The organism is Pseudoalteromonas sp. R3, assembly GCF_004014715.1.
Lineage (GTDB): Bacteria > Pseudomonadota > Gammaproteobacteria > Enterobacterales > Alteromonadaceae > Pseudoalteromonas.
In genome coordinates this window covers 2,533,447-2,557,947 of the sequence record NZ_CP034835.1, presented here as the reverse complement: position 1 = coordinate 2,557,947, position 24,501 = coordinate 2,533,447, and the positions used below count along the sequence as shown (strand labels likewise).

24 protein-coding genes and 5 pseudogenes are annotated in these 24,501 nt (G+C 41.5%); 23 read left to right on the top strand and 6 right to left on the bottom strand.

What is annotated here, in order from left to right; translation table 11 throughout:
• Positions 1 to 101 precede the first annotated feature (101 nt).
• From ELR70_RS16140 to ELR70_RS16130, 3 genes are all read left to right on the top strand, one after another.
• On the top strand, positions 102 to 869 hold the full coding sequence (locus tag ELR70_RS16140; protein ID WP_054016897.1) for a DUF3800 domain-containing protein: 768 nt from the start codon (positions 102 to 104) through the stop codon (positions 867 to 869).
• A 111-nt stretch (positions 870 to 980) separates the two neighbouring features.
• Entirely contained in the window at positions 981 to 1,301 is a 321-nt protein-coding gene (locus tag ELR70_RS16135; protein ID WP_054016898.1) for a hypothetical protein, read from the top strand.
• A 141-nt stretch (positions 1,302 to 1,442) separates the two neighbouring features.
• The gene (locus ELR70_RS16130) at positions 1,443 to 3,386 is read left to right on the top strand and encodes a P-loop NTPase fold protein (protein ID WP_054016899.1); all 1,944 of its coding nucleotides are present in this window, start codon (positions 1,443 to 1,445) and stop codon (positions 3,384 to 3,386) included.
• Positions 3,387 to 3,500: 114 nt separating this feature from the next.
• Here the strand turns inward: ELR70_RS16130 and ELR70_RS16125 are convergent.
• Positions 3,501 to 4,731, bottom strand: a pseudogene (locus ELR70_RS16125) (IS4 family transposase).
• 131 nt (positions 4,732 to 4,862) lie between these two features.
• On the opposite strand from ELR70_RS16125, the gene ELR70_RS16120 reads away from it, so the two are divergent.
• From ELR70_RS16120 to ELR70_RS16110, 3 genes are all read left to right on the top strand, one after another.
• On the top strand, positions 4,863 to 5,180 hold the full coding sequence (locus ELR70_RS16120) for a hypothetical protein (protein WP_128064641.1): 318 nt from the start codon (positions 4,863 to 4,865) through the stop codon (positions 5,178 to 5,180).
• A gap of 109 nt (positions 5,181 to 5,289) precedes the next feature.
• Positions 5,290 to 5,691: a DCC1-like thiol-disulfide oxidoreductase family protein gene (locus ELR70_RS16115; RefSeq protein ID WP_054017501.1), complete on the top strand. Its 402-nt coding sequence runs from the start codon at positions 5,290 to 5,292 to the stop codon at positions 5,689 to 5,691.
• 67 nt (positions 5,692 to 5,758) lie between these two features.
• The gene (locus tag ELR70_RS16110; RefSeq protein WP_235577153.1) at positions 5,759 to 6,151 is read left to right on the top strand and encodes a DUF6678 family protein; all 393 of its coding nucleotides are present in this window, start codon (positions 5,759 to 5,761) and stop codon (positions 6,149 to 6,151) included.
• A gap of 104 nt (positions 6,152 to 6,255) precedes the next feature.
• Here the strand turns inward: ELR70_RS16110 and ELR70_RS25465 are convergent.
• Positions 6,256 to 6,594: pseudogene (locus ELR70_RS25465) on the bottom strand (IS4 family transposase); the annotation flags it as partial.
• Between the two features lie 357 nt (positions 6,595 to 6,951).
• Between ELR70_RS25465 and ELR70_RS16105 the strand changes: the two are divergent.
• The 5 genes and pseudogenes from ELR70_RS16105 (at position 6,952) to ELR70_RS16085 (ending at position 11,530) form a co-directional block, all read left to right on the top strand.
• Entirely contained in the window at positions 6,952 to 7,314 is a 363-nt protein-coding gene (locus ELR70_RS16105) for a hypothetical protein (protein WP_054017498.1), read from the top strand.
• A gap of 153 nt (positions 7,315 to 7,467) precedes the next feature.
• Positions 7,468 to 8,308: pseudogene (locus tag ELR70_RS16100) on the top strand (tyrosine-type recombinase/integrase).
• A 303-nt stretch (positions 8,309 to 8,611) separates the two neighbouring features.
• Positions 8,612 to 8,815 (top strand): hypothetical protein, encoded by a 204-nt coding sequence (locus ELR70_RS16095; protein WP_054017497.1) that lies wholly within the window; start codon positions 8,612 to 8,614, stop codon positions 8,813 to 8,815.
• Positions 8,816 to 9,027: 212 nt separating this feature from the next.
• Positions 9,028 to 10,422 (top strand): tetratricopeptide repeat protein, encoded by a 1,395-nt coding sequence (locus tag ELR70_RS16090; protein WP_164881457.1) that lies wholly within the window; start codon positions 9,028 to 9,030, stop codon positions 10,420 to 10,422.
• Positions 10,423 to 11,152: 730 nt separating this feature from the next.
• The gene (locus ELR70_RS16085; protein ID WP_054017495.1) at positions 11,153 to 11,530 is read left to right on the top strand and encodes a hypothetical protein; all 378 of its coding nucleotides are present in this window, start codon (positions 11,153 to 11,155) and stop codon (positions 11,528 to 11,530) included.
• Between the two features lie 12 nt (positions 11,531 to 11,542).
• On the opposite strand, the pseudogene ELR70_RS25870 reads toward ELR70_RS16085, so the two are convergent.
• Positions 11,543 to 11,859, bottom strand: a pseudogene (locus ELR70_RS25870) (transposase); the annotation flags it as partial.
• A 99-nt stretch (positions 11,860 to 11,958) separates the two neighbouring features.
• On the opposite strand from ELR70_RS25870, the gene ELR70_RS16075 reads away from it, so the two are divergent.
• The gene (locus tag ELR70_RS16075; RefSeq protein ID WP_054017494.1) at positions 11,959 to 12,432 is read left to right on the top strand and encodes a DUF1203 domain-containing protein; all 474 of its coding nucleotides are present in this window, start codon (positions 11,959 to 11,961) and stop codon (positions 12,430 to 12,432) included.
• Between the two features lie 123 nt (positions 12,433 to 12,555).
• Here ELR70_RS16075 and ELR70_RS25460 read toward each other — a convergent pair.
• Positions 12,556 to 13,100 (bottom strand): annotated as a pseudogene (locus ELR70_RS25460) (IS4 family transposase); the annotation flags it as partial.
• Positions 13,101 to 13,203: 103 nt separating this feature from the next.
• Between ELR70_RS25460 and ELR70_RS16065 the strand changes: the two are divergent.
• Both ELR70_RS16065 and ELR70_RS16060 read left to right on the top strand, forming a co-directional pair.
• Positions 13,204 to 13,818 (top strand): hypothetical protein, encoded by a 615-nt coding sequence (locus ELR70_RS16065; protein WP_128064639.1) that lies wholly within the window; start codon positions 13,204 to 13,206, stop codon positions 13,816 to 13,818.
• 117 nt (positions 13,819 to 13,935) lie between these two features.
• Positions 13,936 to 14,316 carry an ankyrin repeat domain-containing protein gene (locus ELR70_RS16060; RefSeq protein WP_054017491.1) on the top strand — a complete coding sequence of 127 codons (381 nt, stop codon included), beginning with the start codon at positions 13,936 to 13,938 and terminating at the stop codon, positions 14,314 to 14,316.
• A gap of 252 nt (positions 14,317 to 14,568) precedes the next feature.
• On the opposite strand, the gene ELR70_RS16055 is transcribed toward ELR70_RS16060, so the two are convergent.
• Complete coding sequence (locus ELR70_RS16055) at positions 14,569 to 14,829, bottom strand: hypothetical protein (RefSeq protein ID WP_128064638.1); 261 nt, start codon at positions 14,827 to 14,829, stop codon at positions 14,569 to 14,571.
• 355 nt (positions 14,830 to 15,184) lie between these two features.
• Between ELR70_RS16055 and ELR70_RS16050 the strand changes: the two genes are divergently transcribed.
• Both ELR70_RS16050 and ELR70_RS16045 read left to right on the top strand, forming a co-directional pair.
• Positions 15,185 to 15,580, top strand: coding sequence for a cupin domain-containing protein (locus tag ELR70_RS16050; RefSeq protein ID WP_054017489.1), 396 nt, complete (start codon positions 15,185 to 15,187; stop codon positions 15,578 to 15,580).
• Positions 15,581 to 15,648: 68 nt separating this feature from the next.
• Complete coding sequence (locus tag ELR70_RS16045; protein WP_235577152.1) at positions 15,649 to 16,017, top strand: DUF6678 family protein; 369 nt, start codon at positions 15,649 to 15,651, stop codon at positions 16,015 to 16,017.
• Positions 16,018 to 16,288: 271 nt separating this feature from the next.
• Here the strand turns inward: ELR70_RS16045 and ELR70_RS16040 are convergent, their stop codons facing one another.
• Complete coding sequence (locus ELR70_RS16040) at positions 16,289 to 18,871, bottom strand: M1 family metallopeptidase (RefSeq protein WP_054017487.1); 2,583 nt, start codon at positions 18,869 to 18,871, stop codon at positions 16,289 to 16,291.
• A gap of 310 nt (positions 18,872 to 19,181) precedes the next feature.
• On the opposite strand from ELR70_RS16040, the gene ELR70_RS16035 reads away from it, so the two are divergent.
• From ELR70_RS16035 to ELR70_RS24915, 7 genes are all read left to right on the top strand, one after another.
• Positions 19,182 to 19,619, top strand: coding sequence for a hypothetical protein (locus tag ELR70_RS16035; protein WP_054017486.1), 438 nt, complete (start codon positions 19,182 to 19,184; stop codon positions 19,617 to 19,619).
• 523 nt (positions 19,620 to 20,142) lie between these two features.
• Positions 20,143 to 20,712: a DUF4255 domain-containing protein gene (locus ELR70_RS16030; protein WP_054017485.1), complete on the top strand. Its 570-nt coding sequence runs from the start codon at positions 20,143 to 20,145 to the stop codon at positions 20,710 to 20,712.
• A complete protein-coding gene (locus ELR70_RS16025; RefSeq protein ID WP_054017484.1) occupies positions 20,712 to 21,521 on the top strand; it encodes a hypothetical protein in 810 nt (269 codons plus the stop codon). Before ELR70_RS16030 ends, ELR70_RS16025 begins: the two co-directional genes overlap by 1 nt.
• 191 nt (positions 21,522 to 21,712) lie before the next feature.
• Positions 21,713 to 23,290, top strand: a complete 1,578-nt coding sequence (locus ELR70_RS16020) for a phage tail sheath C-terminal domain-containing protein (RefSeq protein ID WP_164881456.1) — start codon at positions 21,713 to 21,715, stop codon at positions 23,288 to 23,290.
• Positions 23,291 to 23,351: 61 nt separating this feature from the next.
• Complete coding sequence (locus ELR70_RS16015; RefSeq protein WP_054017483.1) at positions 23,352 to 23,816, top strand: phage tail protein; 465 nt, start codon at positions 23,352 to 23,354, stop codon at positions 23,814 to 23,816.
• Positions 23,806 to 24,288: a phage tail protein gene (locus tag ELR70_RS16010; protein WP_054017482.1), complete on the top strand. Its 483-nt coding sequence runs from the start codon at positions 23,806 to 23,808 to the stop codon at positions 24,286 to 24,288. Before ELR70_RS16015 ends, ELR70_RS16010 begins: the two co-directional genes overlap by 11 nt.
• 29 nt (positions 24,289 to 24,317) lie before the next feature.
• Positions 24,318 to 24,491, top strand: a complete 174-nt coding sequence (locus ELR70_RS24915; protein WP_160317426.1) for a DUF5908 family protein — start codon at positions 24,318 to 24,320, stop codon at positions 24,489 to 24,491.
• The last annotated feature ends 10 nt before the right edge of the window (positions 24,492 to 24,501 follow it).

Here is a 24,501-nt window from a genome sequence, read left to right as displayed (position 1 = left end):
CAAAATTAAGTTGGCTGGTTTCGCTCCGCTTCACATTATAGCCAACCAAATTTTGCCTTTTAACTGAGGCGTTATATTTCACACAGAGTACGGAGGCTCACTTGGACTATCTAGTATATGGAGACGAAAGTGGAACGACAGGAAGTGACCGTTGTTACTCAATTGGTTTGCTTTGTGTCCCAAAATCAAAGGTTGACGAGTTCAATAAATACGTTCTTGATTTAAAGAAAAAACGTGGGATTGTTGGCGAGCTAAAGTGGTCAAAAATTAAGAATAGTGCTGGGCAAGCAAATATCTGTGTAGACCTCCTCTCCATGGTTCTAAGAAGTTCATGCTGCTACCACTCTATCGTTGTTGAAAAATCTATTTATAACAATTGGAAATCAGATAGGGAAAAAGCATTTTATCAAACCTACACGTACTTATTAAAAAACACTGCCAAACAAGTAAAATCAAAACTTATTGTTTTGATAGACCAAAAGTGTGACAAGTATAAAAAGAACGATGAAGTTATTGGTATAGTTGCTAACAATATGTTGGCAAAACTTGGCTCAGATAGAACTATTCAAGAAGTGACAATGAATGATTCAAAAGAGCACCTTGGTCTACAAGTTGTAGATATATTAACTGGTGCAGTAAACTCAGGTTACATGAAATTCCTAAACCCTAAGTTAAGTTTATCTGTAGCAAAAGAAGCCGCATTCATTAAAATGGCAAATATGCTTGGTTGGGACCAACTGGTTTATGATACATACCCTAATAAAGACTTTAACATTTGGCACTTTCCGTCTGAAAATAGGTCAAGACCTGCGACAAAAGCAATTATCCCTAATTTTAGTATCAAGGCAGTAGAGCCAAGTGAAATATAGCAAGCTAATAAATAAGGACAAAAAACAGTTTGCTGTTTTCGTTCCTCACATTTTAGCAAACAATTTTTTGCCCATGATTAGGGCGCTATACAAGGAAAACTTTGCACTCAAATGGATACCTTGCTTACAAATCTTGAACAGATCGCTGCTCAACAGAATTTGATTTCAAATGCGATTGCAGGAGCGAAATTGTGGGTCTCTTCTGAGGACTTTAGTATTGATAACTCAATAACCGATAAATTTAAATTCGAATTTCATTCTCACAAACTTTGTTTTAAACATGAATACATCGAAGTTTCGTATATTGAAACCAATTTAACTATTCTACTCGAAGAGGAAGAAGTTGGTTATTATTATTGGCACACGCTATTCGATGGTGAAGTTATTGATGACATGTTAGTTATTACAGATAACGAGTTAAAGTATAGCTAACAAGTTAATCAAACAGTGGACGCAAAACAGCAGGCTTGCGCTCATTCTTCGCTTAGTTTAGCCTGCTATTTTTCGCCGTTTATTAAGGCGTTAGATAGCACATAAACATTAAAGTTACGTTGTAAAAGGATAGGTACCTAGTTGAAACAAAAAGTACATAACGACGAACCTTCTGAACAAGATTCCCTAAATAGAGAAAAGTACGCTAAAGCTTTTGCGAACTTGACTTTAAATTGTGAGACTCCAATGGTAGTGGGGCTTTATGGCTCTTGGGGCACAGGTAAATCTACACTAATGAAACTAATACAAGGAAGTTTAGATCAAACAAAGACAATACCTATTTGGTTTGATCCTTGGCAACACCAGTTCGATGACAACCCTACATTAGCTTTAGTTCATACAATTATTGAACAGTGTAATCTTAAAGATAGCAAAAAGTTAGCTACAGTTATTGCTTCAGCCTTAGGTTACTCTTTTCTGAAAACAGTTAGTAATATATCTGTAAAAGATATAGAGCACTTTGCAAAGAAATATGAGGAAGACAACTTTTTATTACGTGAGGAAAGAGTAAAACTTAAAGACTATTTTGCAGAGCTAATTACCAATATTGTAAAAGGCACTGACAAAAGAGTAGTATTTTTTATAGATGACCTTGATCGGTGTATGCCTGAACAGGTAATGAAACTACTTGAATCACTTAAATTATTCCTCAACTTACCAAATTGTGTTTATTTCCTAGCTGTTGATCATGATGCAATTGAACAGAGTATTGAATATTACTACAAGTCTATCGATATTAGAGAACGGAACTATTTAGATAAGATAGTTCAGTTACCTTTTAATATCCCTCCTGTGTTTAATGATTCAATTAATGATTATATAACCCCATTGCTTCCAAATGATTTAATAGGCTGTAGAGATATACTTATTGAGGGGCTAAGTGGCAATCCGCGGGAGCTTAAACGTTTTATAAACACTCTTATATTTAACCATGAGTTATCAAAAGAATCCCGTATAGAGGAGTACGATCCTAAAGTTCTATCTGTAATTTTATTAATTCAGAGTAGTGAAAAGGACTTATATAAAATAGTAAGTAACAATCCGAGTACATTGATAGAGTATATTAATCGAGAAGAGGGTGTCTCCCACGGGTTTGATCAAATACTAACTGAAAAGGATAAAATTAAAAGAATACTTGCTTCTTTAAAAATTCCAGATGAAAGAATCCTTGGACAATACTTATATCAAACTAGGTTGTTATCTACGGAATCTGATATAGGCAATGTTCAACTTGAATCTGTTTTATCACGTCATCGTTTATGGTTAGAAAGCAATGGGGATAATGGTGAAATAGCAAATGTTTCAGCTATTAGCATCGTGAATACTAACCTGACAAACATTAATTTTTCTCACGCAATATTCGAGTGGTCTGTTTTAACTGGTACTGATTTCTCATATTCTAATCTGAGTTCTGTAAACTTTAGAAATGTAGATGCATCAAGTTGTAAATTTAAAAAGGTAGACGTAGTAAATGCCGATTTTGAAAACTGTAAATTCAAATCGGCCTCCATAAATTCCTGTAAGTTCTCAAATTCTGTATTTAGTGGCTCAAACTTTAGTGATAGCCAGTTGAATGATACAGTTTTCCTTGATTGTGATTTTCGGAATACAAAGTTTGTAGATGCAAAGATGAAAGAGTGCGAACTCAAAAATAGTAGTTTTGTAGGCGCTAATTTCAATTCTATGAATTTTGATGAAGCTCATCTTGACAGTTGTAATTTTTCACGAGCAAATTTTAGTAACTCAAAACTCTGTGCAAAGGACTTATCAGATACTAATTTTTCTCATGCAATATTATTCAATTGTGACCTAAGCAGAAGTAACCTATCTGGAGCTGATTTTTCACACAGTAATTTGTCGGAGGCAAACTTAACGGGGTGCGATATGTCTGGGACAGTTTTATTTGGTACTGATGTGAGAAATGTTAAAGGCCTTACTATTGAAATGATTGAAAGTGCACTGCATGATGAGTCAACCTTATTCGATCCATATATTCGAGATAAACTTGTTCATGAAAATTGGTAAAAAGCTATCTAACAAGCTGTTTAGCAAGGAAAAAACACAGTTGGCTTTTGCTCCTTCGTCGCTTAATTTTAGCCAACTATATTTTGCCCATTAACAGGGCGCTGGGGGATCCCCTTATAATTGAGGCCTTCCGAGCAGATGTATCAAGCGCACGTATTCACGTATAGCCCAGCGCAGTTGCTTTCCTGTCATAACATAATCGCTTCGCCACCTAACCTCTTTACCAAGCCTAACAGTCGACAGCACAGCACGCTCTCTGATTGTATTTGCCTGGAACTTTCGTTGCCAATTTGAGTGCTGAGCATATAGGCCGATCCACCAGAGAATAATGGTCGCCAGTAAAGAGAGCAATAACAGTATATTGAGCCGGTTGGGGCATCGACTTTTACTATGTCTCAGACCCATCCCGTATTGGGGGCTTTTCAGGTCTCGAAAGCTTTCTTCGATTTGCATGCGCTTGGCGTAAAGTGAGACAACACGTTTGGGTTTGAACAAGTCAGCGGGTAGGTTAGTGGCCAATAGCCAGGGTTCCTTACTGCCAGTTCGATAACTTTTTTGGGCGGTATGATGCCTGCCAGCTTTTGAAGAGCGCCTGTCAGTACGACCTTTTTGTTTGGCTTTATATAAATGCAGGTGGCAGTTGATAGGACTTTTTCGGCCAAGTTTTACCTCTCCAATATAACGTCCACGGGGAGTGGCTGATGGATAAAGCGCCTGATTTACATTCCAATTTTCGCTGTTCTTATGCTGATAAGTGACTTTGCCACGCACCCGTCCCAGCCAGAACCCACCTTTTTTATCGACCTGTCGAAACCAGGTATTTCGATAGCCGGCATCGGTCACGATGGGTGGAATACATTTATCAGGCAGGCCCTCTATGGAAGGGTAATGGCAAGTTCATCAAGAAACAACTGGTGCGGCTTAGGTGAGTTATACTGAGCAAATGTGAAGGTGCGTTCATACACTATCATTGAACGTCCCTGAATGCTGACGGAAGCACGCAAAGTCATCAACCGCAGTTGCTCGCGCACATCGGCCCTGTCGACCAGCAAGATAGGCATGGGATTAGCGCCACACGTCAGGCGAGCATGAAAGCGGTAAATAGCGAGTCGGTCGTTATGCATAGCGGTGTTGCCAAGCAGTCGGTCCATACGTTTAATGTTGTGCTTGGCAGCGACAGGGCCCTTCATATTTCGACCATGTTTGCCAATGGAAAGTCTGTAAGAGATAGTTGGTTGCGATCGAGCAAAGTCTCAGTTGCCAGCATTAATGAATCAAGGCGCCGAGAATGAATTTGGGGGCAGTTTTTTCTGAGCATATCGTGTAGGATGGTGGTATCACGCATGGTGTTGTTATCTGGTTAGTTTTTGGCGAAATAAATTAGATCAAACAATGCCGTGCGTGTCCATCATATTGATTTAAAATATAATTATCTGGGGATTCCTCAGGCAACGGCGTTAGCAGCCACGAGGGATTATGCGTAAGATACTTGTAATGGCATTATTTTTTAGTTCTTCTTGTTTTGCTGATGATATAACTAAAATCTGGACGAAACTTGAAAGTGACTATGTGATTGCTGTTCAGCAGCAAGATTATAAAAAAGCATTAGAATATGCTCTAGAGTTAAACAAAATAGACCCTAATGATACACAAGTTCTTTTGTTTATTGTTTTCGCCTCAGTTAAATCTCAAACTGAATTACCAAGTTGGGTAATGGAAAAACCGTGGAGTTCCGCTTCAACGCTAGATATTTTTAATAAACAGTTAGCAATGCAGCTGTTAAACGGCAGCTAACAAGCCAATTATGGCAAGGACGCAAAACGCATGGCTTGCGCTCCTTCGTCGCTAAGTTTAGCCATGCATTTGTGCGCCCCATATTGGAGCGTTATGTTCTCGGAGAGATATGGAGGATCATCAGATAATCATCTTTGATGGAATATGTAACTTCTGCAATGGTGCGGTAAATTTCATTATTGAAAGAGATTCTAAAGGTGTCTTTAAATTTGCTCCGATGCAAAGTGAAATAGCTCAGGAACTTATAGCAAAGCATCAAATCCAAGAAGTGGGCTATGACACTTTCCTTCTTATAAAGAATGAACAATGCTTTGTGCGCACTAATGCTGCACTAGAAATAACAAAAGACCTCGATGGATTTTGGTTTATGTTTCGAGTTTTTAAAATTGTTCCTTCTGTCATAAGAGATTTCTTCTATAGGCTGTTTGCTCGGAACAGGTACAATTTATTTGGTAAACGATCTGTCTGTATGGTGCCTTCAAAGGAAGTACGTGATAGGTTTTTAACATGAACATAACAAGCGGCTGCAATCTGGCCTCCGGCAGTTGAGCTGGGCGTTAGGGTTTATGGAGAATTTGGTGAAAATTCGGGAAAGGTTTTCTTGTTCATATATGTCTAATGCTAAATGGAGAAAGCTTTTTAGCGTTGTTAATGAAAACAACGTGCAATTTACTCATTGTCAGTGGAAGCTTGTAAACGAAACTGACCCTAAGCTAGGGCACTTACCAGATTTTGACTCACTTGGAGAATATTATGTTGGTGATTGTGGTGCTTTGAATGGTCCTTTCGACTTCGAGTTAATCGAATGGTTATTTATCCCAACATCACTAGGTTATAAACCATATGAAGGCTCTCCAACCATTTACAAGACTCAAAGTGTTCAACATCTGATCGAGCAGTTAAATGTTTTGGGAGAGTTTGAGTTCACAAGTGATGAAGAAGGTTTAAAAATCTTTGGGTATAAACCCTAACAAACGCTTTAACCAAGGGACGCAAAACAGCAGGCTTGCGCTCCTTCGTCGCTAATTTTAGCCTGCTATTTTGCGCCGGTTAAGCGAGGCGCTGGGGGATCCCCTCATAATTGAGGCCTTCCGAGCAGATGTATCAAGCGCACGTATTCACGTATAGCCCAGCGCAGTTGCTTTCCTGTCATAACATAATCGCTTCGCCGCCTAACCTCTTTACCAAGCCTAACAGTCGACAGCACAGCACGCTCTCTGATTGTATTTGCCTGGAACTTTCGTTGCCAATTTGAGTGCTGAGCATATAGGCCGATCCACCAGAGGATAATTGTCGCCAGTAAAGAGAGTAATAACAGTATATCGAGCCGGTTTGGGCATCGACTTTTACTATGTCTCAGACCCATCCCGTATTGGGGGCTTTTCAGGTCTCGAAAGCTTTCTTCGATTTGCATAGCGGTGTTGCCAAGCAGTCGGTCCATACGTTTAATGTTGTGCTTGGCAGCGACAGGGCCCTTCATATTTCGACCCTGTTTGCCAATGGAAAGTCAGAAAGAGAAAGTAGGTTGCTATCGAGCAAAGTTTCAGTTGCCAGCATTAATGAATCAAGGCGCCGAGCATGAATTTGGGGCAGTTTTTTCTGAGCATATCGAGTAGGATAGTGATATCACGCATGGTGTTGTTATCTATTTGGTTTTTGGCGAAATAAATTAGTTCAAACAATGCTGTGCGTGTCCATCACATTGATTTTAAATATGATTATCTGGGGATTCCTCAGACAACGGCGTTAGCTGCAAAAAGGAGAACAATAGTTGGATGCGATAAAAGAAATATTGGCTGTTCTCATATCATGGCCTACAGCAGTCATTGTCACTGTTTTGGTACTTCGCAGCCCAATAAAAATGCTGATTGAAAGATTAATAAATTCTGAATCAGGTAAGGCAAAAGTTGGGCCAGTAGAAGTGGAGCTTGGCAAATTAGCAAAAGAAGGCAAAGAGGCTGTAAATAGCTTAAACAGAATTAATGTATTAATGGCCGAGTCACGTTTGTTGGAGCTTGAGATTACGGAAGGCAATTTTGGCCCCGTGTTTACGCCAGAACAGCGAGAGAAAATGCAAGAGCAAATTAATGAACTTAGGCAGTTGACCAACGAGGCTGCTAACAAGGCAAATTAACTCGGACGCTAAAAAGCGTCGCTCCTCGTCGCTCTGCTTTTTGCCTTCGGTTACAACAGCGTTGAACTAAGCCGCTACGCGGAGATAGCGGACCACACCATCTGAGTCACACTTACCTTGGGAATAATCCCAGACGATGAACCGAGGTGAGTGATGAATACCTTAATTGAACAAGTTCGATTGGAAATCGCCTATCGAGGCTACTCCAGCAAGACTGAAAAGTCCTACTGTGATGCGCTTCAAAAAGTCAGCCGTTTCTTCAGCAAGCCCCTGGATAAAGTATCTACTGATGAGCTAAACCAGTTCTTCACAGACCCTTCAATTCGACGACGGTCCCGCTCCAGCCAAAGTCTGATAATCAACAGCATGGCATTTTTGTATAAGCACATTCTTAAGCGCGCACTGAAACTGGATGTGGCATTACCAAAGGCACCATTTAAAGCACCAGCTTATATAAGCAAAGGTGAGATCCAAACGCTGATCGCAGCTTGCGACCATGTGCGAGTTAAAACCCTGATCATGCTGTGCTACGGGTGTGGTTTGCGAATAAGCGAAGCCTTGCAGTTAAAAGTTGCGGATATAGACAGTGAACGCAATACTTTATACATCGAGCATGGGAAAGGGAAGCGCGCTCGCTATGTGGTGCTCCCCCCGAGCGTGTTGGCGCAGTTGCGAGCCTATTGGCTGGCATACCGGCCGACGGACTGGCTGTTTTACGCGCCTTATTATCCACAACGACCAATATCAGCGTCTGCATTTCGTAAACCACTGCGGTGTGAGTAAAGCGGGGCATCCGCATGCGCTACGTCATGCGTTTGCAACGCATCAGCTTGAGGCAGGTATGCCACTGCATCAGTTACAGCATCAGCTGGGGCATCAGGATATCAGAACAACAGAGGGATATTTATACTGGTGCCGGAGCTGGGCCTGTGATACCTGCGACCAAGTAGAGGGAAATCGGAGTGGTTACCTGGGAAATGAATATAGTGGTTAGACGACTCTGTCAATGCAATATGCAATGGGGAGTAAGCCATGCTGTGCCGAAATCACAACACCTTGCCAAATAGGAAAAAAGTAGGTCTAATGAATCGTATAAATAACGTTGTTCGGGCAGGGAATGAGTCAGGTTGTAACGGTTTAAGTCACAAACGGTTCAGAACAGAAGTTACTCATCAAAAGCAAATCCCCGCAGCATAAACCACACCAGCCGGATATGGCGTGCAGGTAGTGGCCCAGTTCAACAAATGATTATGCGTACTGCGTACGCATGAATAATAAAGCGTCATATGTATAAGATATGCGGTTAGTATTATTTTCACTATTAATATTTCTAGGTAACTCTGCTTTAGCATGTAAGTACAGTGGCTGTTCTGATGAGGAGTTGTTATATCAAGCAGAGGAGGTTTTATTAGTTAAAGTGTTGGCTACAGAATTAATAGATGCAGAAACGAACATAGATGAAAAGGTTAAAATTGGATTCAGAATTGTGGAGGCATTTTAAAAGCCAGCCAACCATCAGGGCTTGATCATAGTCGTTTAACTAACCGTTGTCCAAACGTTATCGCTGGCTACGAATTCGCTCTATATATTTTCAATAAAAAGTTATTCCAAGGCGTGTTGGCGGTTATAATATTTTTACTTGTACCCATCAAATAAAATTAGAGTGAGTTAAGTTGCGAAATAAAAAAACATATAACAAAGCAAATTGTAAATGTGGAAAAATCAGTTAGTGTTGTTCGTTACTTACAGGTTTTAGCTGCTAATTTGCGGAGTTATCCAAAAATTAAATTCAGACTAAGGATTTTTATGAATAAAACATGTTTTGTCATATCCCCAATAGGGGATAAAGGAACTGAGATTAGAACACAAGCAGACGCATTATATGACCTAATTATCGAGCCAGCACTGGAAAAGTATGATTTCCATGTAACTCGTGCCGATAAAAGTGCATCTGTATCTTCAATCACCTCCGAAATTGTGCAGTTAGTACAAGATTCAGGCTTATGTATTATCGATATTACAGGGCATAACCCAAATGTTATGTACGAATGCGGAAGGAGACATGAAACAGCTAAACCTTATATTATGGTCGCAGCTGAGGGAGAAACTCTTCCCTTTGATATAAATACAATACGCACAATATTTTATAATCTTGAAGATCCACGGGAAATCAGAAATACTGTAAAAATAATTCAATCTGTTATTGATAAGATGCTTGAGTCAGGTCTCGAACCGGAGCGCTCTGGTGAGTCATTAGTATCACTGTCTGACACTTTAACCCGCATAGAGAGAAAAATAGACAGAATATCAACAGTTTCAAATGGTGTTAATTCGATTGCTGGAACTGGAACTGGAGCTGGAACTATTGCTTATCAAGAAGTCGTGGAGTCTCTCGGATTAGGTGATGCATTTAATTATGCTCTGTCGCAACGAGATATTGGGTTAGCGGAGTATCTATTACCAAATCTGGAAAAATCTATGCCACATGAAAAGTTTGTAGATTATGTACTTACTCAAGCAGCTGCGATGGGATCTATTGTTGCTCATCAAAGACTTGAGGCTTGTTTCCCTGCCTTAGAATCTTATAATAAAGATTTACAGAAAGACTATATTGGATCACTGGTGGCTGGCTATAACATGCAGGATAGGGAAAATGATGGGCTGGAAATACTGGGAGGGTTTTTTGATAAAGTTATCTCCACAGAAACACCATCTGTTTTATTGTCAAATAAAGATAAGGCTTTCTATCTTAATCAGTATTCTCGCCTCCTCCATGGTTGTGGAGAATATGAAAAAGGTCTAGAGATCGCTCGTGAGATAATTCAATTATCACCGGAAGAACCAAGTTATATCTATAACTTTATTATACTTTGTGAACGGTCAGGACTTTTAGATGAAGCTCTAACAGCAGCAAAAAAACTATATGCACTCATTATCGATACAAACAAAGAGCCTGATGATGACCATCTAGAAAAAGTAGTTAGGATATTTGCTGAAAATAATTCTCCTGAAATAAAGGAGGTTTTCTCTAAGCTTGAAGATGTAAATAATTTAAAAGCTACTATGCTGTTACGCAACTCGACTGTTAAAGCAGCCTTGAATGGTTAGCAATTGCATCAGGGTGAGAGCATACTTCGTTAATTGCCATTAACTGATGGTATGCTCTGCCCTGAATTCATCGCCAAAGCTGGCCCAAACACACTTACCACGTATCGAATCTTTACGGCTTGTGTGCTGTCTTACCAGGTTGCAAACAGTGCCATATTTTCAGCCGAACTGTTAAGAAACAAATATCAGTAAGGGCATGATATTGATTTATAGAAGAATGTTTACCCTCAACAAGCTCAAGATGGCCAAATTACGACCTAGTTAGCAAGTAGGTAGTGATAAAGTAGGTGCTATTAGGTCAGAAAAGAGGCGGGTGTTAAAGCCTTATTACAAAGTACGATCAAGCCGTGGCGATACCAGCGACCAAGTACAGTGAAATCGATGTGGTTGTCTGGAAAATGAATATAGCGGATAGACGACTCTACCAATGTAATATGCAAGGGGGAGTAAGGCATGCTGTGTCGCAATCACAACACCTTGCCAAATAAGAAAAAAGTGGGTCTAATAATGCGCATGAATAATGTTGTTCAGGCGGGGAATGAGTCACGTTGTAACGGTTTAAGTCACAAACGGTTCAGAACAGAAGTTACTCATCAAAAGCAAATTCCCGCAGCGTAAACCACACCAGCCGGATATGGCGTGCAGATAGCGGCCCAGTTCAACAAACGATTATGCGTACTGCGTACGCATGAATACTAAAGCGTTATGTGCTAGTCGAGTATTGTGCACTATGAAGAAGTTAATTTTACTACCAATTTTGCTTTTCACGTTTACCGCCAAAGCAGAAATGCTGTGGAAGCCGGATTCCATTTCTTACGAACTAAAGCAAGCTCACGAACTTCTAGGTATTGGCCTTATGATTGAGCTCAACCAAAGCCTAAGCCCCGGAGAATACGGCTGGAAGCAATCGAGAATTGATGTTCCAGAAAGCTGGGCTAACGCTCAATTAAAAATGAGGAAAGGTACAATCTATATCACCATTGGTACAGAAGAGTATTATCTCAATTCGTCAAATAAGGGTGAACTTAGCTTTGCCATATTAGATGGTGGCAATAAAAGTGATGCTCATTTACTAGAAATATGGGCCAAATATGGAAAAGGCATATAACAAGTGCCTAACCGGCGTGATTTGCAACCTGGCGAGAATAGGCTGAGCATCGCTGATGTGACCTCGCTTGTCGGCACGAATACATCGGCCTGTAAGTTCAAGCAGCTCAATGTAGTAGTTAAGCTCAAAGGTTAATCCTTTGGACATATCCAGCCCTGGGTTACAAGCAAAGTGCACAAGGTTGTTTGCCGTGCCGGGCGAGTTCAATGCGTTAATTTGGCCCCGATAGGATTGAGGTCAGCGTAGGCCAGGGCGGCTTCATCAAGTAACACCTGTGAGTTAAAGCGGCCTTCCCAGAACCCGCCTGTGCAGCCATCTTCTCTGTTGGCGTTAGGCACTATAATCGAACCTTCAGTTCCGAATGTGGCGAGTATAAAAATATAGAGTATCTACAATCATGTTTTTGATTTGACAGTAGGTAATTGACTATGAAGACTGATTTCAAGATTAGTGGGATTGATAAGCACAGTTTTTCCGAACTTTTGAATTTAAATGACCAAGAATTGGAAAGTCACAATGCTAAATGGATAACGGCTGATGCGAACCCAGGTTACCCGTGTAGGGTTTCACTGATAGAAGCAAATATAGGGGAAAGAGTTTTAGTATTGCCTTATTTACATCATAACGCTGATTCACCTTACCGCGCATCTGGACCGATTTTTGTTCGAGAAAATGCTATAGAGGCAAAGCTGGACATTAACGAAATACCTGAAATATTGAGAGAAAGACAGCTTTCCGTAAGAGCCTATAATAAACAGCAAATTATGATTCATGCAGAGATATTGCAAGGCTCTGAATTGGAGCCCGGTATTAGAAAGCAGCTCTCAAACCATGAGGTTGAATACATACATATTCACAATGCTAATCCAGGTTGCTTTAACTGTTGTGTACATCGCGCATAACAAGAGATTATGGCGTCAATAGCTAAAGTTCAGCATTTGGCGCTTCTCACATTGCTCCGTCTCTGTGTATCGGGCTCAAGGTAGCAACCATTTTTATAACACTGGCAATTAGGGCAACTTTATATCAACTTGTCTAAATCTGGTATTTCGATCGCCAGCATAGGTCACTATGAGTGGAATACATTTATCAGGCAGGCCCTCTATGGAAGGGTAATGGCAAGTTCATCAAGGAACAACTGGTGCGGCTTAGGTGAGTTATATTGAGCAAATGTGAAGGTGCGTTCATACACTATCATTGAACGTCCCTGAATGCTGACGGAAGCACGCAAAGTCATCAACCGCAGTTGTCCGCGCACATCGGTCCAGTCGACCAGCAAGATAGGCATAGGATTTCCGCAACACGTCAGGCATGCATGAAAGCGATAAATAGCAAGTCGGTCGTTATGCATCAGTGTTGCCAAGCAGTCGGTCCATACGTTTAATGTTGTGTCTTGCAGCGACAGGGCCCTTCATATTTTGACCCTGTTTGCCAATGGAAAGTCAGTAAGAGAAAGTTGATTGCTACGGAGCAAAGTCTTAGTTGGCAGCATTAATGAATTAAGGCGCCGAGCATGGATTTGGGGGCAGTTTTTTCTGAGCATATTGTGTAGGATAGCGATATCATGCATGGTGTTGTGATCTGGTTAGTTTTTGGCGAAATAAATTAGATTAAACAATGCCGTGCGTGTCCATCACATTGATTTTAATTATGATTATCTGGGGATTTCTCAGATGGCGGCTTTAGGTATCTTTAGGGAAATAAATAAAATGAATCGAGTAATTCTGGCTTTAACGATGCTTACTCTTTCAGGGTGCGCATCACTTCCTGAAAACTATTCACAATTAACAACTGAGCAGTTCTTGCAAGGTGTTGCAAACAATAACAAACCTAAAATAATCCCTGCAAAATACATCAAAGGATCTGAAGCTAGTTTGTCTATGATCGGAGCAAGCTACAATGTTGTTGGTAGTTATGTTTCTGGTATTGTACTAGACGGTATTCGAGAAACAGCGAAACTTTGTTCTGATAAAGGTTTAGTTGTTAAAAATCCTAGTGTTATTAACAGCCGTAAAGTTTTGACTTGCGGTACAAACGATTTGAAAGTTTTAGCTATACATTACGTAAGCCGAGAGAACGCTGGATATGATACAGGTCATACATATGCTTACTTTGATCATCTAGCTTTGTTTGATATTGATAAAAAATTATCTGAAAAAGATATAGATTGGATTGCTAACCAATACATTTCTTTTGAAAATCAAACTGTTGATTTTGAGCATGCGCATAATCACCAAAAATTAGACCCAAAAGAGTTTAGTAATTTCATATCTTTATACATTAATTAGTATCAAGAATACCTAACAAAGCACGGACTAAAAAAGCTTGGCTTGTGCTCCTTCGTCGCTGATTTTAGCCAAGCCTTTTCAGCCGCTTTTTGGGGCGTTAAATGTATGAGCTAGTCGATGAGATTTATACTACTTATTATCTTTATTCTACCTGCCTGTGCGTGGGCAGCTGTTTGTGATAGGGCCAAGCTCTCTTATCTACTTGAAACTGCAGCGGCGCAAGAAAATATCTATGCCGTCCAGTTTGCGCTAGATCTCGGAGCGAACCCAAACGGTGTAACTGAACCAATATCTATTAAATGCTTTTCCGGTATGCCAACGGCATCACCGGTAATGCATGCGGCTTCTCACGAAGATACAGCCATATTAAAGTTATTATTGCAAAGCGGTGCTTCACCCAATACAGGTTGCTGCGACACATCAGCCTTACAAATAGCAAAAGAAAACAAAAACTCAGAAGCAGCCAAGTTACTTAAGCAATATGGCGCAAAAAACTAATATATTTAACAAGGCCATCATGCATCGCCAGCTAAAGCAGGCTGGACAAATTTTCGTTGCTTGATTTTGTGCTTTAATCGATATACTAGCACAAATCAATCAGCTTTTTCGGCCAAGTTTTACCTCTCCAATATAGCGCCCATGGGGAGTAGTAGATGAATAAAGCAACTTTTTTATCGACCTGTCGAAACCAGGTATTTCGATAGCTAGCACAGGTCACGATGAGTGGAATACATTTATCAGGCAGGCTCTCTATAGATGGGTAATGGCAAGTTCATCAAGGAACAACTGGTGCGGCTTAGGTGAGTTATATTGAGCAAATGTGAAGGTGCGTTCATACACTATCATTGAACGTCCCTTAATGCTGACGGAAGCACGCAAAGTCATCAACCGCAGTTGTCCGCGCACATCGGTCCAGTCGACCAGCAAGATAGGCATAGGATTTCCGCAACACGTCAGGCATGCATGAAAGCGGTAAATAGCAAGTCGGTCGTTATGCATCAGTGTTGCCAAGCAGTCGGTCCATACGTTTAATGTTGTGTCTTGCAGCGACAGGGCCCTTCATATTTTGACCCTGTTTGCCAATGGAAAGTCAGTAAGTGAGAGTTTATTGCTATCGAGCAAAGTCCGGTGTTTTTCAAGTTAGTTGCCAGCATTAATGGATCAATACGCCGGGCATGAATCTGGGGCAGTTTTTTCTGAGCATATTGTATAGGATGGTAGTATCACGCATGGTGTTGTTATCTATTTGGTTTTTGGCGAAATAAATTAGTTCAATCAATACTGTGTGTCCATCACATTGATTTTAAATATAATTATCTGGGGATTCCTCAGACTAAAGCGTTATGTACCTAAAGGGAGCCAGTACGTGTCGAAATCTGTTGCGATTACCATTGAAAATGAATTCACTAAAGTAGAATTTTTGAAAAATAGAACACCCGAAACTACAGATGAAGAAGCCAAAAATGCATTTGCACTGTTATCTGAATATAGAGATGGCGGAATATACGTGGCTCACTATTCAGGTTATAGTGAATGGGAAAGGCATGTAAATGGTGACGAATTCGTTCAGGTTTTGGGCGGTGAAACGACATTAATTCTTTTGAGTGGAGAAAAGGAACAACGCAACGAATTATCATCTGGTCAAATGCTGGTTATCCCTAAAGGTGTCTGGCACCGGTTTGAGTCACCTATTGGTGTGAAAGTAATGACAATTACGCCTCAACCAACTGAACACAGCATAGATAGACCAAACGGTGCATAAAAAGTCGTTGCAGGCAGGGACTTTTAACAGTTGGCTTCCTTCACTATATACACATGAGTCTTCTGCCAATGGCTAATGCCGTATCTGATGAAAATTACGTAAAAGAAGCCAAGAGAGCTATTGCTAAGAAGCAATTAGTTGGAGCCCTAAATAATACCAAATGGAATGAGTTAATTTCTGAAGTTCGAGAGTTTTCCGAAAAGCCTTGTTATAGAACCAAAGTAGTTACTGGTTATATTTCTGGCTGGGAAAACGAGTGGCATTATCATCTACCCTTTCCGCTACTTTGTGTAGAGTGGATTGATATTGATTATTCAGAGCAAGTTTTAACGCTTGTTAAAAAGATTGGAATGGAGTTTGAAGCAACGAACTCTGTGATAAGAATTTGGGGTTACTTTCCTAAACGTTATGATAGATTCGGTGAAGAGTTTAACTGATGAGTCGAAGGAACGCATTGTTAAAATGTGAAGAGTCGTTGAATCGTCAGAACAATATCTAGAGTCATTACATAATGGAGTAAAGTTTAAAAACACTCAGTAATGGAAGCAGGCTAATCAAGGTATAGAAACCATTTTCACTCACGAAAATATTTCCAATAAACAAGAACGCAATGCGTTACATCAAGAGAAGCTAAACAACGCAGGTAGATATTGCGAGATGGTAATCAAAAGTGAGTAATAGGGGGCTCCCTATTACTCAAAATGATGTTTACAGTTGTTTCAAGAAACGCTCAGCTGAGGCAAGCTCTCTTTTTTGTAAAGATAAGCAAGAGTTTAATCTGAGTTCTGCTGAGGGTAAGCTTTTGCCTATACCTGGGAATGTCTCTACTTTTGCTTCATAGAACGACTTAATATCTTTTAAGCTTTTCTCGTGGCATTTTGGCATTGAAATATAGGGAAGATAAGAAACCACAAAAGGCGGAACACGTTTTGCGAGTTGCTCGAAGTTGTCAAAAATCCACTGGTTCATTTTTGCTTTTCGCTCTGGACGATAACCTAACCCTATCAGAACTGTGGGTGTATCTGATGCCGTTAATTTATCAGTTAACAGGTAGCTTTGTACCTGAGACTGAAGATCCTGTTGGTTAAAGTAGCCAAGGGCTGACAATAATTTTACACGAATACTGGGAACGGCTGTTTGTTCAATCGTTGATTTAAATTGGTCGAGTAGTGCCTGATCGCCATAGTAAGCCGCAACTTCAAGGTAAGTATTTATTAAATAAGGGTCTACTTTGCTGGGATCTTTAAAGAACTGAGCTGTTTGCTTTTGTGCTTCAGTGATGATGTTAGGATCTTGTACTTCAAAAGCAGCCAGTTTGAATACGATTGCTCTTAACTCAGAAACCGTGTCAGACTCCCCGATTTGTTTCTCAAAGCCATATCGCTCAATTGCATCTGATACTTTTTGAGAGATTAAAGACCGCCACAGAGGTTGATTTTTCTCTGTCTCGAAGGTGTGCATATTGTTTACAATCTCTTTTAACGCACTGGCGGCAACCTTCGGATGGTCATCATTAGTAAATGTGTTGAGAGATGCAAGCAGGGTATAGGCATTAATTTTATCTGCATCCATAAGTTGCTTGGTTGTTTCTATTAAAGAAAGCTTCTCTCGCGTGTTTAATGCTTTATCTGCCCGTGCCAATACAGCTTGATACTGTGTTTCTGGCATGGACCATAAGTAGTAGCCAATGGCATTGTCATTGGGGTACACCCAGGTAGGTTCAAAATCGAGTGTAACCGATTGAGTTTGCTTGGTTAGCAGCACTCTTTTGGTGGCGACATTCCCGTTGTTGTCACCATACTTGATAGAGACCGGAACTTTCCAAAGCTGCTCTTTGGCTTGTTGACCTTTAGGTAAAAATCGAGTCTGACTCAGAGTGATAGTTTTGCCAGACTGAGCAAAATCTATTAAAGGAAAGGAAGACTGAGAGACAAACGAATCTAAGACACCCGGGACATCTTTTTTAGAGACAGCTTCAAGTTCAGACCATAAGTCTTTTGCTTCCGCATTTTTAAAGGCATATTTTTTGATGTAATTCCGCATGCCTTGTTGGAAGACTTCATGGCCAATCCATTCTTCAACCATAGAAAGCACGGCACTGCCTTTAGAGTAAGCAAGGCCTAATCCATCCATAATATCGTCTGAGTTGTTTATAGGCTTACGAATAGGCTTTGTGGTGACCATGGCATCTCTGAGCATGGCATTATGTTGTGGCAGCAATAAATCACGCTCTAGCTCTGGGTACAAATTGGTGATTACTTTCCCACCAATCCACGTTGCGAATGCTTCATTCAGCCACATGTCATTCCACCACTTCAAGGTCACCAGGTTACCGTACCACTGATGCGCAAGTTCATGAGCAATAACGTATAAATGTGTGTCAAACTCGTCGCGAGGTTGCGTAATGGGGTCAACAAGCAGGATTTCTTCGCGGTAGGTAATTAATCCTGCGTTTTCCATTGCGCCATAAGGAAACTCTGGTAGTGCTACTTGATCTAGCTTTTTGTATGCATATGGAATATTAAAGTACTGCTCTAGTGCATGTAGGATTTTGGGCGTTTCTTTAATCGCAGAGTCAGCAATACCAATTTTCCCATGTGGTGTCACAATATTGCCCGGAACCGACATTTTCTCAACGGGCATTTCCTCAAAAGGTCCTACGGCAAGCGCGACTAAGTAAGAAGACAACGGCGGCGTTTTATCAAAATAGTGCGTTGTTTTCCCATCATTTGAACTGGTCTTAATCACAGGGGTGTTGGCATAAACTTTTTGTGAAGAAGGCGCGGTAATGGTGAGCTGAAAAGGGATTTTAAATTCAGGCTCATCAAATACGGGGAAGGCACGCCTTGCGTCACTCATTTGGAATTGTGTAAAGAGGTATGGCACGCCTCTATCTACTGACTTATAAAGGCCAACGCTTTGGCGATTATAAGGCGCATCGAACGCAATTTTTAGGCTATATTGCCCTTTTGGGATAAGTGTGTCGCAAGCGAGTTTTACTTTGCCTGTCTTCAACATTGTATCTTTTAGATCACATTGTTTATCGCCGAGTAGTTTGGCAAATTCAATAGCGTAATCAAGCCCATTTAACTCAATAAAACGGGTCTCTTCTAACACTTGAATATCAATGACGGTTTGCCCTGAAAAACGCTCCTTAGCGGGGTCTACATCTAAACTGACATGTTGTTTTATTGGTTTAGCAACCTTGGCTAAACGGTAGTCTTCGCTCATATTTGCAGAGGCTGCAAGAGAAAGAAAAATGGCAGTAGATAAAAGCGTGCGTTTAAACATGAATTGTCCTTTTTTGTTGTTATTTCCAATTATCTACACAAGCTACGCCATTAAGCAACCACTCAGCTGGTTGTCAGGGGAAAATTTGCCTTTGGTTGATGGTCGTTGACTAAGTATTCTTTCATTCTGCTTTCAATGGGTTATTCCAGTTTTCAAAGATAAGCGACATCCAGAGCTGGCTACACTGGTTTGGAGATCTATCAGCTAGATGGCGCAATTATAGTGCTCCTCAGATGAGGGGACGTATCTATAGTTGGCGCGGATTTTGATACAAACAGGGTGTACCAAGAACCATATAAAGGAAATTGCCATGTTGATGTATAAAGCTGCCGGCTCTGGGCATTTGCCTGTTCAGAATAACGCAGAAACAGGAAATAAACTGCCGGAAAGCGGCAATAATGATACGGGTTTTAGCCAGGATCTGGCGTTAGAAATGCCGCTGTATCAGGCATCTGATATCAGCTTACAGTTTCAGCGAAAAGAATTACAAACAACAATACGAAACGAGAGTTTTCTGGGAGAAATGCAAGAAGCAATGTTAATGCAACGACTGGGCGTCGACATCGAAAAAATAAAACAACTGAAAGAAAAACTTGAAGAACTTGAGGATCAATTTGAAAGTGGTGAAATCTCTGAAAAAGATTTTAACCAGAGAGTTTCAAAGATAGAGGAATTGATCGCACAGGAATATCAAAAAGGCCAAGAGCGAGCACAAAATCAAGCGCAACATAAAGATGCTAAAAAATGACGTTATAATAGATGTCCGCGTTCGATGAATATCCTGCGGCACGGTTTTTTTGGTTCGAGATAAATACAAATGACGCTCTACCGGGCCTTTCGGCTCGGTAATAATTTTCAAATATTGTATGTCATTTCACTAAGTGGCATTTTCTGTAGCTTCATAACCTTATGACGGTCAGCTTGACGAGATAAGCGGGTCGCCGTCTGTACCAACTGCCCATCAAAAAAGAATATGCTTAGCTTTATCAATGGGCTGTGTGTCAGCAGGATTTACGGCTCATAATCACTTTGTAGGGTTAATGCTGGTATGGGAATTGAATTTAATTCCCCCAGCTGAGAGTTATCAATAAATGCGTCGGCTGATCTGCTACCACGCCCCATCCGGCATGTCTTATCGCCCCTGTACCTATAGCTGTAATAAAGTGTAATTGATCTTTATTAGCACCATGTCTACGCTTAATTAACTTTTTGCATGATTTTTTCATAGTGGCAAGGAGTAAGACGTTGTTGGTGATAAGGATTTATATGCCGTGATTGATATAGCACTTCGTTTTGTTGAGCAGCAGCTTAATCAAACATTAAAAACACTGTTTGCCCTGGAAAATGACATTGTCATCATGAACCACCTGGTTGAAGCCAGTGGCGCTCCTGTGCTTGCTAACCAGAACAAAATTGTCATTACGCTTATTAACCTTGAGCACGAAACTAACAAGCAGTTTTATGGTGGTCAGCGTACAACGACAGATAGTCATGTGCAGCAATTCCAGCCCGCAGCTCGGTTTAACCTGGATATACTGATCACCGCACATTTTGACTCCTACAACGAAGCGCTAAAATTTCTCAATGCGGCCGTCGCATTTTTCCAGTCATTCCCGGCGCTAACCAAAAAAGAGTTCCCGAATATGCCCGAGGGCCTGGGCCAGTTACAGTTTGAAATTGAAAACTCGCCTTATACACAGACTCATAATTTATGGAGCGCACTGGGTGCCAAATATCAGCCTTCGATAATCTATAAAGTACGCCATGTGACAGTGCAATCTTTGCAGGTGACGGGCAAGGTCAGTTCGGTCAAAGAGGTTGGCACGGAGGCGTCGGTATAATGTTCAGCGTATTAACCTTGCGACTTGAGCACGACTATTTTGCCGACAAACAATGGCGAAATGCTGAGCTTGAAGCCACAGAAGCAACTCAGTCATGGTTGCAGCGCTATCAGTTGACACTACACCACAATGGCGCATGTTGGCAGCTTTACGCTACGCAGGGGTCTTCAAAACAAGCGTTGTTACATTATCTTCTGCAATCCCAGGGATTACAGACTCTGGAGTTTTGGTTGTTACAGCCCCAGTCTGATTTTGTCACATTTACCGATTTGCCGATGGACTGGCAAGGCCAGCTTGCTTTCAACAGTGCATATTGCAAAAAAAGCACTGAGGGGAGTTTAGAACTTACTGCAAAAAACGTTTCACAATGTGCTTTTAAAGCACAAGCAATCGCTAAGATAACCTTCAATTTGAGTGATTTGTTAGCTTCTGATCATTACCGCATTAGCATGCGAGCACGCACTACCCAGTGGGTCTATCATCTGATTCAAAGAGGGCAAACACGTCTGCATAAGCCGCAATTGCGAGACAAAAAAAACCAAATTATGTTTACCACGCCCATGCATTATCGCAATGAGGAGGGGGAGAATACCTGGCTTTCAGACAGCGGAGAGGTTGACTTACCCATGCAACAAGTGCCAGTACCTCGCTTCGAGTTGGTAGATACGCAAACGCTGGATAGCAAAAGCGAACGTTCAATTAGCAGAACCGTGATCAGTGCATTACCAACCCCAAGAAGCGATCAGATATACCTGGAACAAGAGGGGAGTTTACGGCGAGTGCAATCACATATCTATGTGTATTTTTGACCGCTGATTACTAATTGAAGGTTACTTACCTTGAGATGCAGGTAACAAAAGGTATGTGAAACACCGAAAAGCACCAGGCCGAAACAACGAGTGCACCAATATGTTGTGGCGGCGTAAAGGGTTTTCGCTTCGTTGAATTAGGTCGAAGGAAAACGAAATCAGTCATACAGGAACAAAAGGCAAACGATGTTATGATAACTTCGAATATAAAAACACCCGGCGTGTACATTGATGAAGTCAATGCCTTCCCTAACTCAGTGGTACCCGTTGCAACCGCGGTACCGGCGTTTGTAGGATACACTCCTACCGCAGAGTATCAGGGAAAGTCTTATTTCAATAAAGCGCAAAAAATCACTTCTTTCGCTGAGTTTCAGGCTATCTACATGAAAGGGAATCCGCCGCCGCCGGCAGATCCTGCGGTGCAATATAACCCGGAGTATTACCTGGTCGAATCAAAAGATAAGCCAACATCTGGCGACTACTTAATGATTGCGGGGAGTTATTACTCAATTGTGCCCGACCCCAGCAGTATATATTATCTCTACAATAGCGTGCGTTTGTTCTATCAAAACGGTGGGGGAGATGCATATATTGTGTCGGTTGGCACCTATGGTGAGAGCGCAGGAAAAGCAGGGGATGTCGGTGCGCAGATTGTAAACCCAAATGTTAAGCTCAGTGATCTAAAGGCGGGTTTAGATTTACTGCAGTATGAGCAGGAGCCAACCATTTATATTTGCCCGGAGGCAACACTGTTGTCAGTGGCTGAGAATGGCACGCTAATGCAAGAGATGTTGCTGCAAGCCGGTAGTATGCAAACGGCAGTGTGTATGTTCGACATTATTGGTGGTAACACACCCGATCCAATCACCTACACCAACGATATAGAAACGTTCAGAAACAACACCGGCTCCAACAGTTTGGACTTTGGTGTTGCCTACTATCCCTTTATCGGCACCACGATTATGCAATCGGGTGAAATCAACTATACCAACCTGTTTGGCGGTGATGTCAAAAAGCTCCAGCCTTTGCTTAGCCCGGCTTCCGCACCAAATACGACCGCAGAAAAAATCATTTCTATGATTGAAAACAACGATGGCTCAATGACCACATCGCAGCTTAATGCCGCGTTGCTTAATGCCTCGCAAACCTACTCGCAAATTGTGTCGCATGTCATGAACGACGCTAACTTGTTGCCACCCAGTGGTGGTATGGCAGGGGTTTACACGGTCAATGACAACGTTAAAGGCGTTTGGGGAGCCCCTGCTAATACCGGGATCGTAGGTGCATCTTCGCTTCCAATTCGACTCAATGATAGTCAGCAGGCAGACCTTAACGTCGACGCTTTGTCGGGTAAGTCTATAAACGCCATTCGCTTTTTTAATGGTCAGGGAATTTTGGTATGGGGTGCACGTACTTTGGATGGTAACTCCCAGGATTGGCGCTATGTATCTGTACGCCGCACTATGACCTTCCTGGAGCAGTCTTGTAAATTGGCTGCGCGAGCTTACGTATTTGCCCCTAATGATGTGAATACGTGGAGTGCTGTGAAAAGTCAGATTGGCAGTTTTCTCACCAGCATCTGGAAAGAAGGCGGGTTACAAGGCGCTAAAGCCTCCGATGCATTTCAGGTTGAGTGTGGTCTGGGTACCACAATGACAGGCGATGATTTGCTTAATGGCTTTATGAAAGTGTCAGTCAAAGTAGCCGTGGTTCATCCGGCAGAATTCATCGTGATTTCATTCGAACAGGAAATGGCTAAGTCAGGCTAATAAGCTGCGCTCAGGTCGTTATGTTTAACCATATTATAGAAGATAGATAAGAGGAAATATCATGGCAGATGATGGCAGCAAAGAAGGCAGCACGTGGCCAATGCCCAAGTTCCGTTTCGAGGTTGACCTTGGAACGGAACTACAAAAGGTGGCTTTTCAGGAAGTGTCGGGTATGGATAAAGAAGTACAGGTAATTGAATACCGCCATAGTAACAGCACTTTATTCTCAACAATCAAAATGCCCGGCATTGCTAAGTACGGCAATATCACCATGAAGCGCGGTATTTTCGTGAACGATAACAATTTCTGGAAGTGGATGGATGAAATTGAAATGAACACGATAAAACGCCGTACGGTACTGATCAAGCTTTTGGATCAGGAAGGTAAAACGACCATGCAGTGGCAGCTTAACAATGCCTGGCCGACCAAAATTACCGGAACTGACCTGAAGTCGGATGGTAACGAAGTCGCAGTGGATACCTTAGAAATTGCGCATGAGCAGTTGATTGTGACCAATGGATCATAACTTACAGACTAGCTTCTATTTCAGTGTTTCGATCTCAGGGATGAGCAGCAGTGATGCTGCTTTTCAGGAAGTCCTGGGGTTGAGCAAAGAAATGGGAAGCGAAGACGTGGTATGTGGAGGAGAGAACCGCTTTAAATATCGCTTGCCCACTATCACGACTTTTTCAAATCTGGTGCTTAAGCGAGGCGTGACAACGGGCGAGTCGCCGCTGATCGCCTGGGTTAAAGACACCTTAGATGATGGATTAGCAAATCCTATCCACACCAAAGACATTCGGGTGCGGCTGTTGGATGAGAAGGGCAATGTGAGTATGCAGTGGGATTTTGTGGCTGCCTATCCGGTGAAGTGGTCGGCGAGTGATCTAAAGTCGCAAGATGGTGAAGTATTTATTGAAACGCTAGAGTTTTCATATCGTTACTTCGAGGTTGAGGATAGCCGATCTCCACAACTGGATTTATATGGCGATGCTTGATCAGTAAGCAACTACAGCAAAGGAGCACAATGATGGCCGTTGAAATAAGAGAACTGGTAATAAAAACTGCCGTGCAATCGCACAAAGAGCCAACAAATGCGGTGTTATCGGAGCAACAGTTACAGCAAATGAAACAGCAAATTGTCCAGGAATGTGTCAAACAACTGGGCGCAAAGCAGCGGCAGAATGCGTTTGAGCGATAGCCCAATATAA

Coding starts and splice junctions, on each gene's coding strand:
- ELR70_RS16135 (WP_054016898.1), top strand. CDS start 981: ATGGATACCTTGCTTACAAATCTTGAACAGATCGCTGCTCAACAGAAT.
- ELR70_RS16120 (WP_128064641.1), top strand. CDS start 4,863: ATGCGTAAGATACTTGTAATGGCATTATTTTTTAGTTCTTCTTGTTTT.
- ELR70_RS16115 (WP_054017501.1), top strand. CDS start 5,290: ATGGAGGATCATCAGATAATCATCTTTGATGGAATATGTAACTTCTGC.
- ELR70_RS16095 (WP_054017497.1), top strand. CDS start 8,612: ATGCGGTTAGTATTATTTTCACTATTAATATTTCTAGGTAACTCTGCT.
- ELR70_RS16085 (WP_054017495.1), top strand. CDS start 11,153: ATGAAGAAGTTAATTTTACTACCAATTTTGCTTTTCACGTTTACCGCC.
- ELR70_RS16075 (WP_054017494.1), top strand. CDS start 11,959: ATGAAGACTGATTTCAAGATTAGTGGGATTGATAAGCACAGTTTTTCC.
- ELR70_RS16065 (WP_128064639.1), top strand. CDS start 13,204: ATGGCGGCTTTAGGTATCTTTAGGGAAATAAATAAAATGAATCGAGTA.
- ELR70_RS16060 (WP_054017491.1), top strand. CDS start 13,936: ATGAGATTTATACTACTTATTATCTTTATTCTACCTGCCTGTGCGTGG.
- ELR70_RS16045 (WP_235577152.1), top strand. CDS start 15,649: ATGGCTAATGCCGTATCTGATGAAAATTACGTAAAAGAAGCCAAGAGA.
- ELR70_RS16040 (WP_054017487.1), bottom strand. CDS start 18,871: ATGTTTAAACGCACGCTTTTATCTACTGCCATTTTTCTTTCTCTTGCA.
- ELR70_RS16035 (WP_054017486.1), top strand. CDS start 19,182: ATGTTGATGTATAAAGCTGCCGGCTCTGGGCATTTGCCTGTTCAGAAT.
- ELR70_RS16025 (WP_054017484.1), top strand. CDS start 20,712: ATGTTCAGCGTATTAACCTTGCGACTTGAGCACGACTATTTTGCCGAC.
- ELR70_RS16020 (WP_164881456.1), top strand. CDS start 21,713: ATGATAACTTCGAATATAAAAACACCCGGCGTGTACATTGATGAAGTC.
- ELR70_RS16015 (WP_054017483.1), top strand. CDS start 23,352: ATGGCAGATGATGGCAGCAAAGAAGGCAGCACGTGGCCAATGCCCAAG.
- ELR70_RS16010 (WP_054017482.1), top strand. CDS start 23,806: ATGGATCATAACTTACAGACTAGCTTCTATTTCAGTGTTTCGATCTCA.
- ELR70_RS24915 (WP_160317426.1), top strand. CDS start 24,318: ATGATGGCCGTTGAAATAAGAGAACTGGTAATAAAAACTGCCGTGCAA.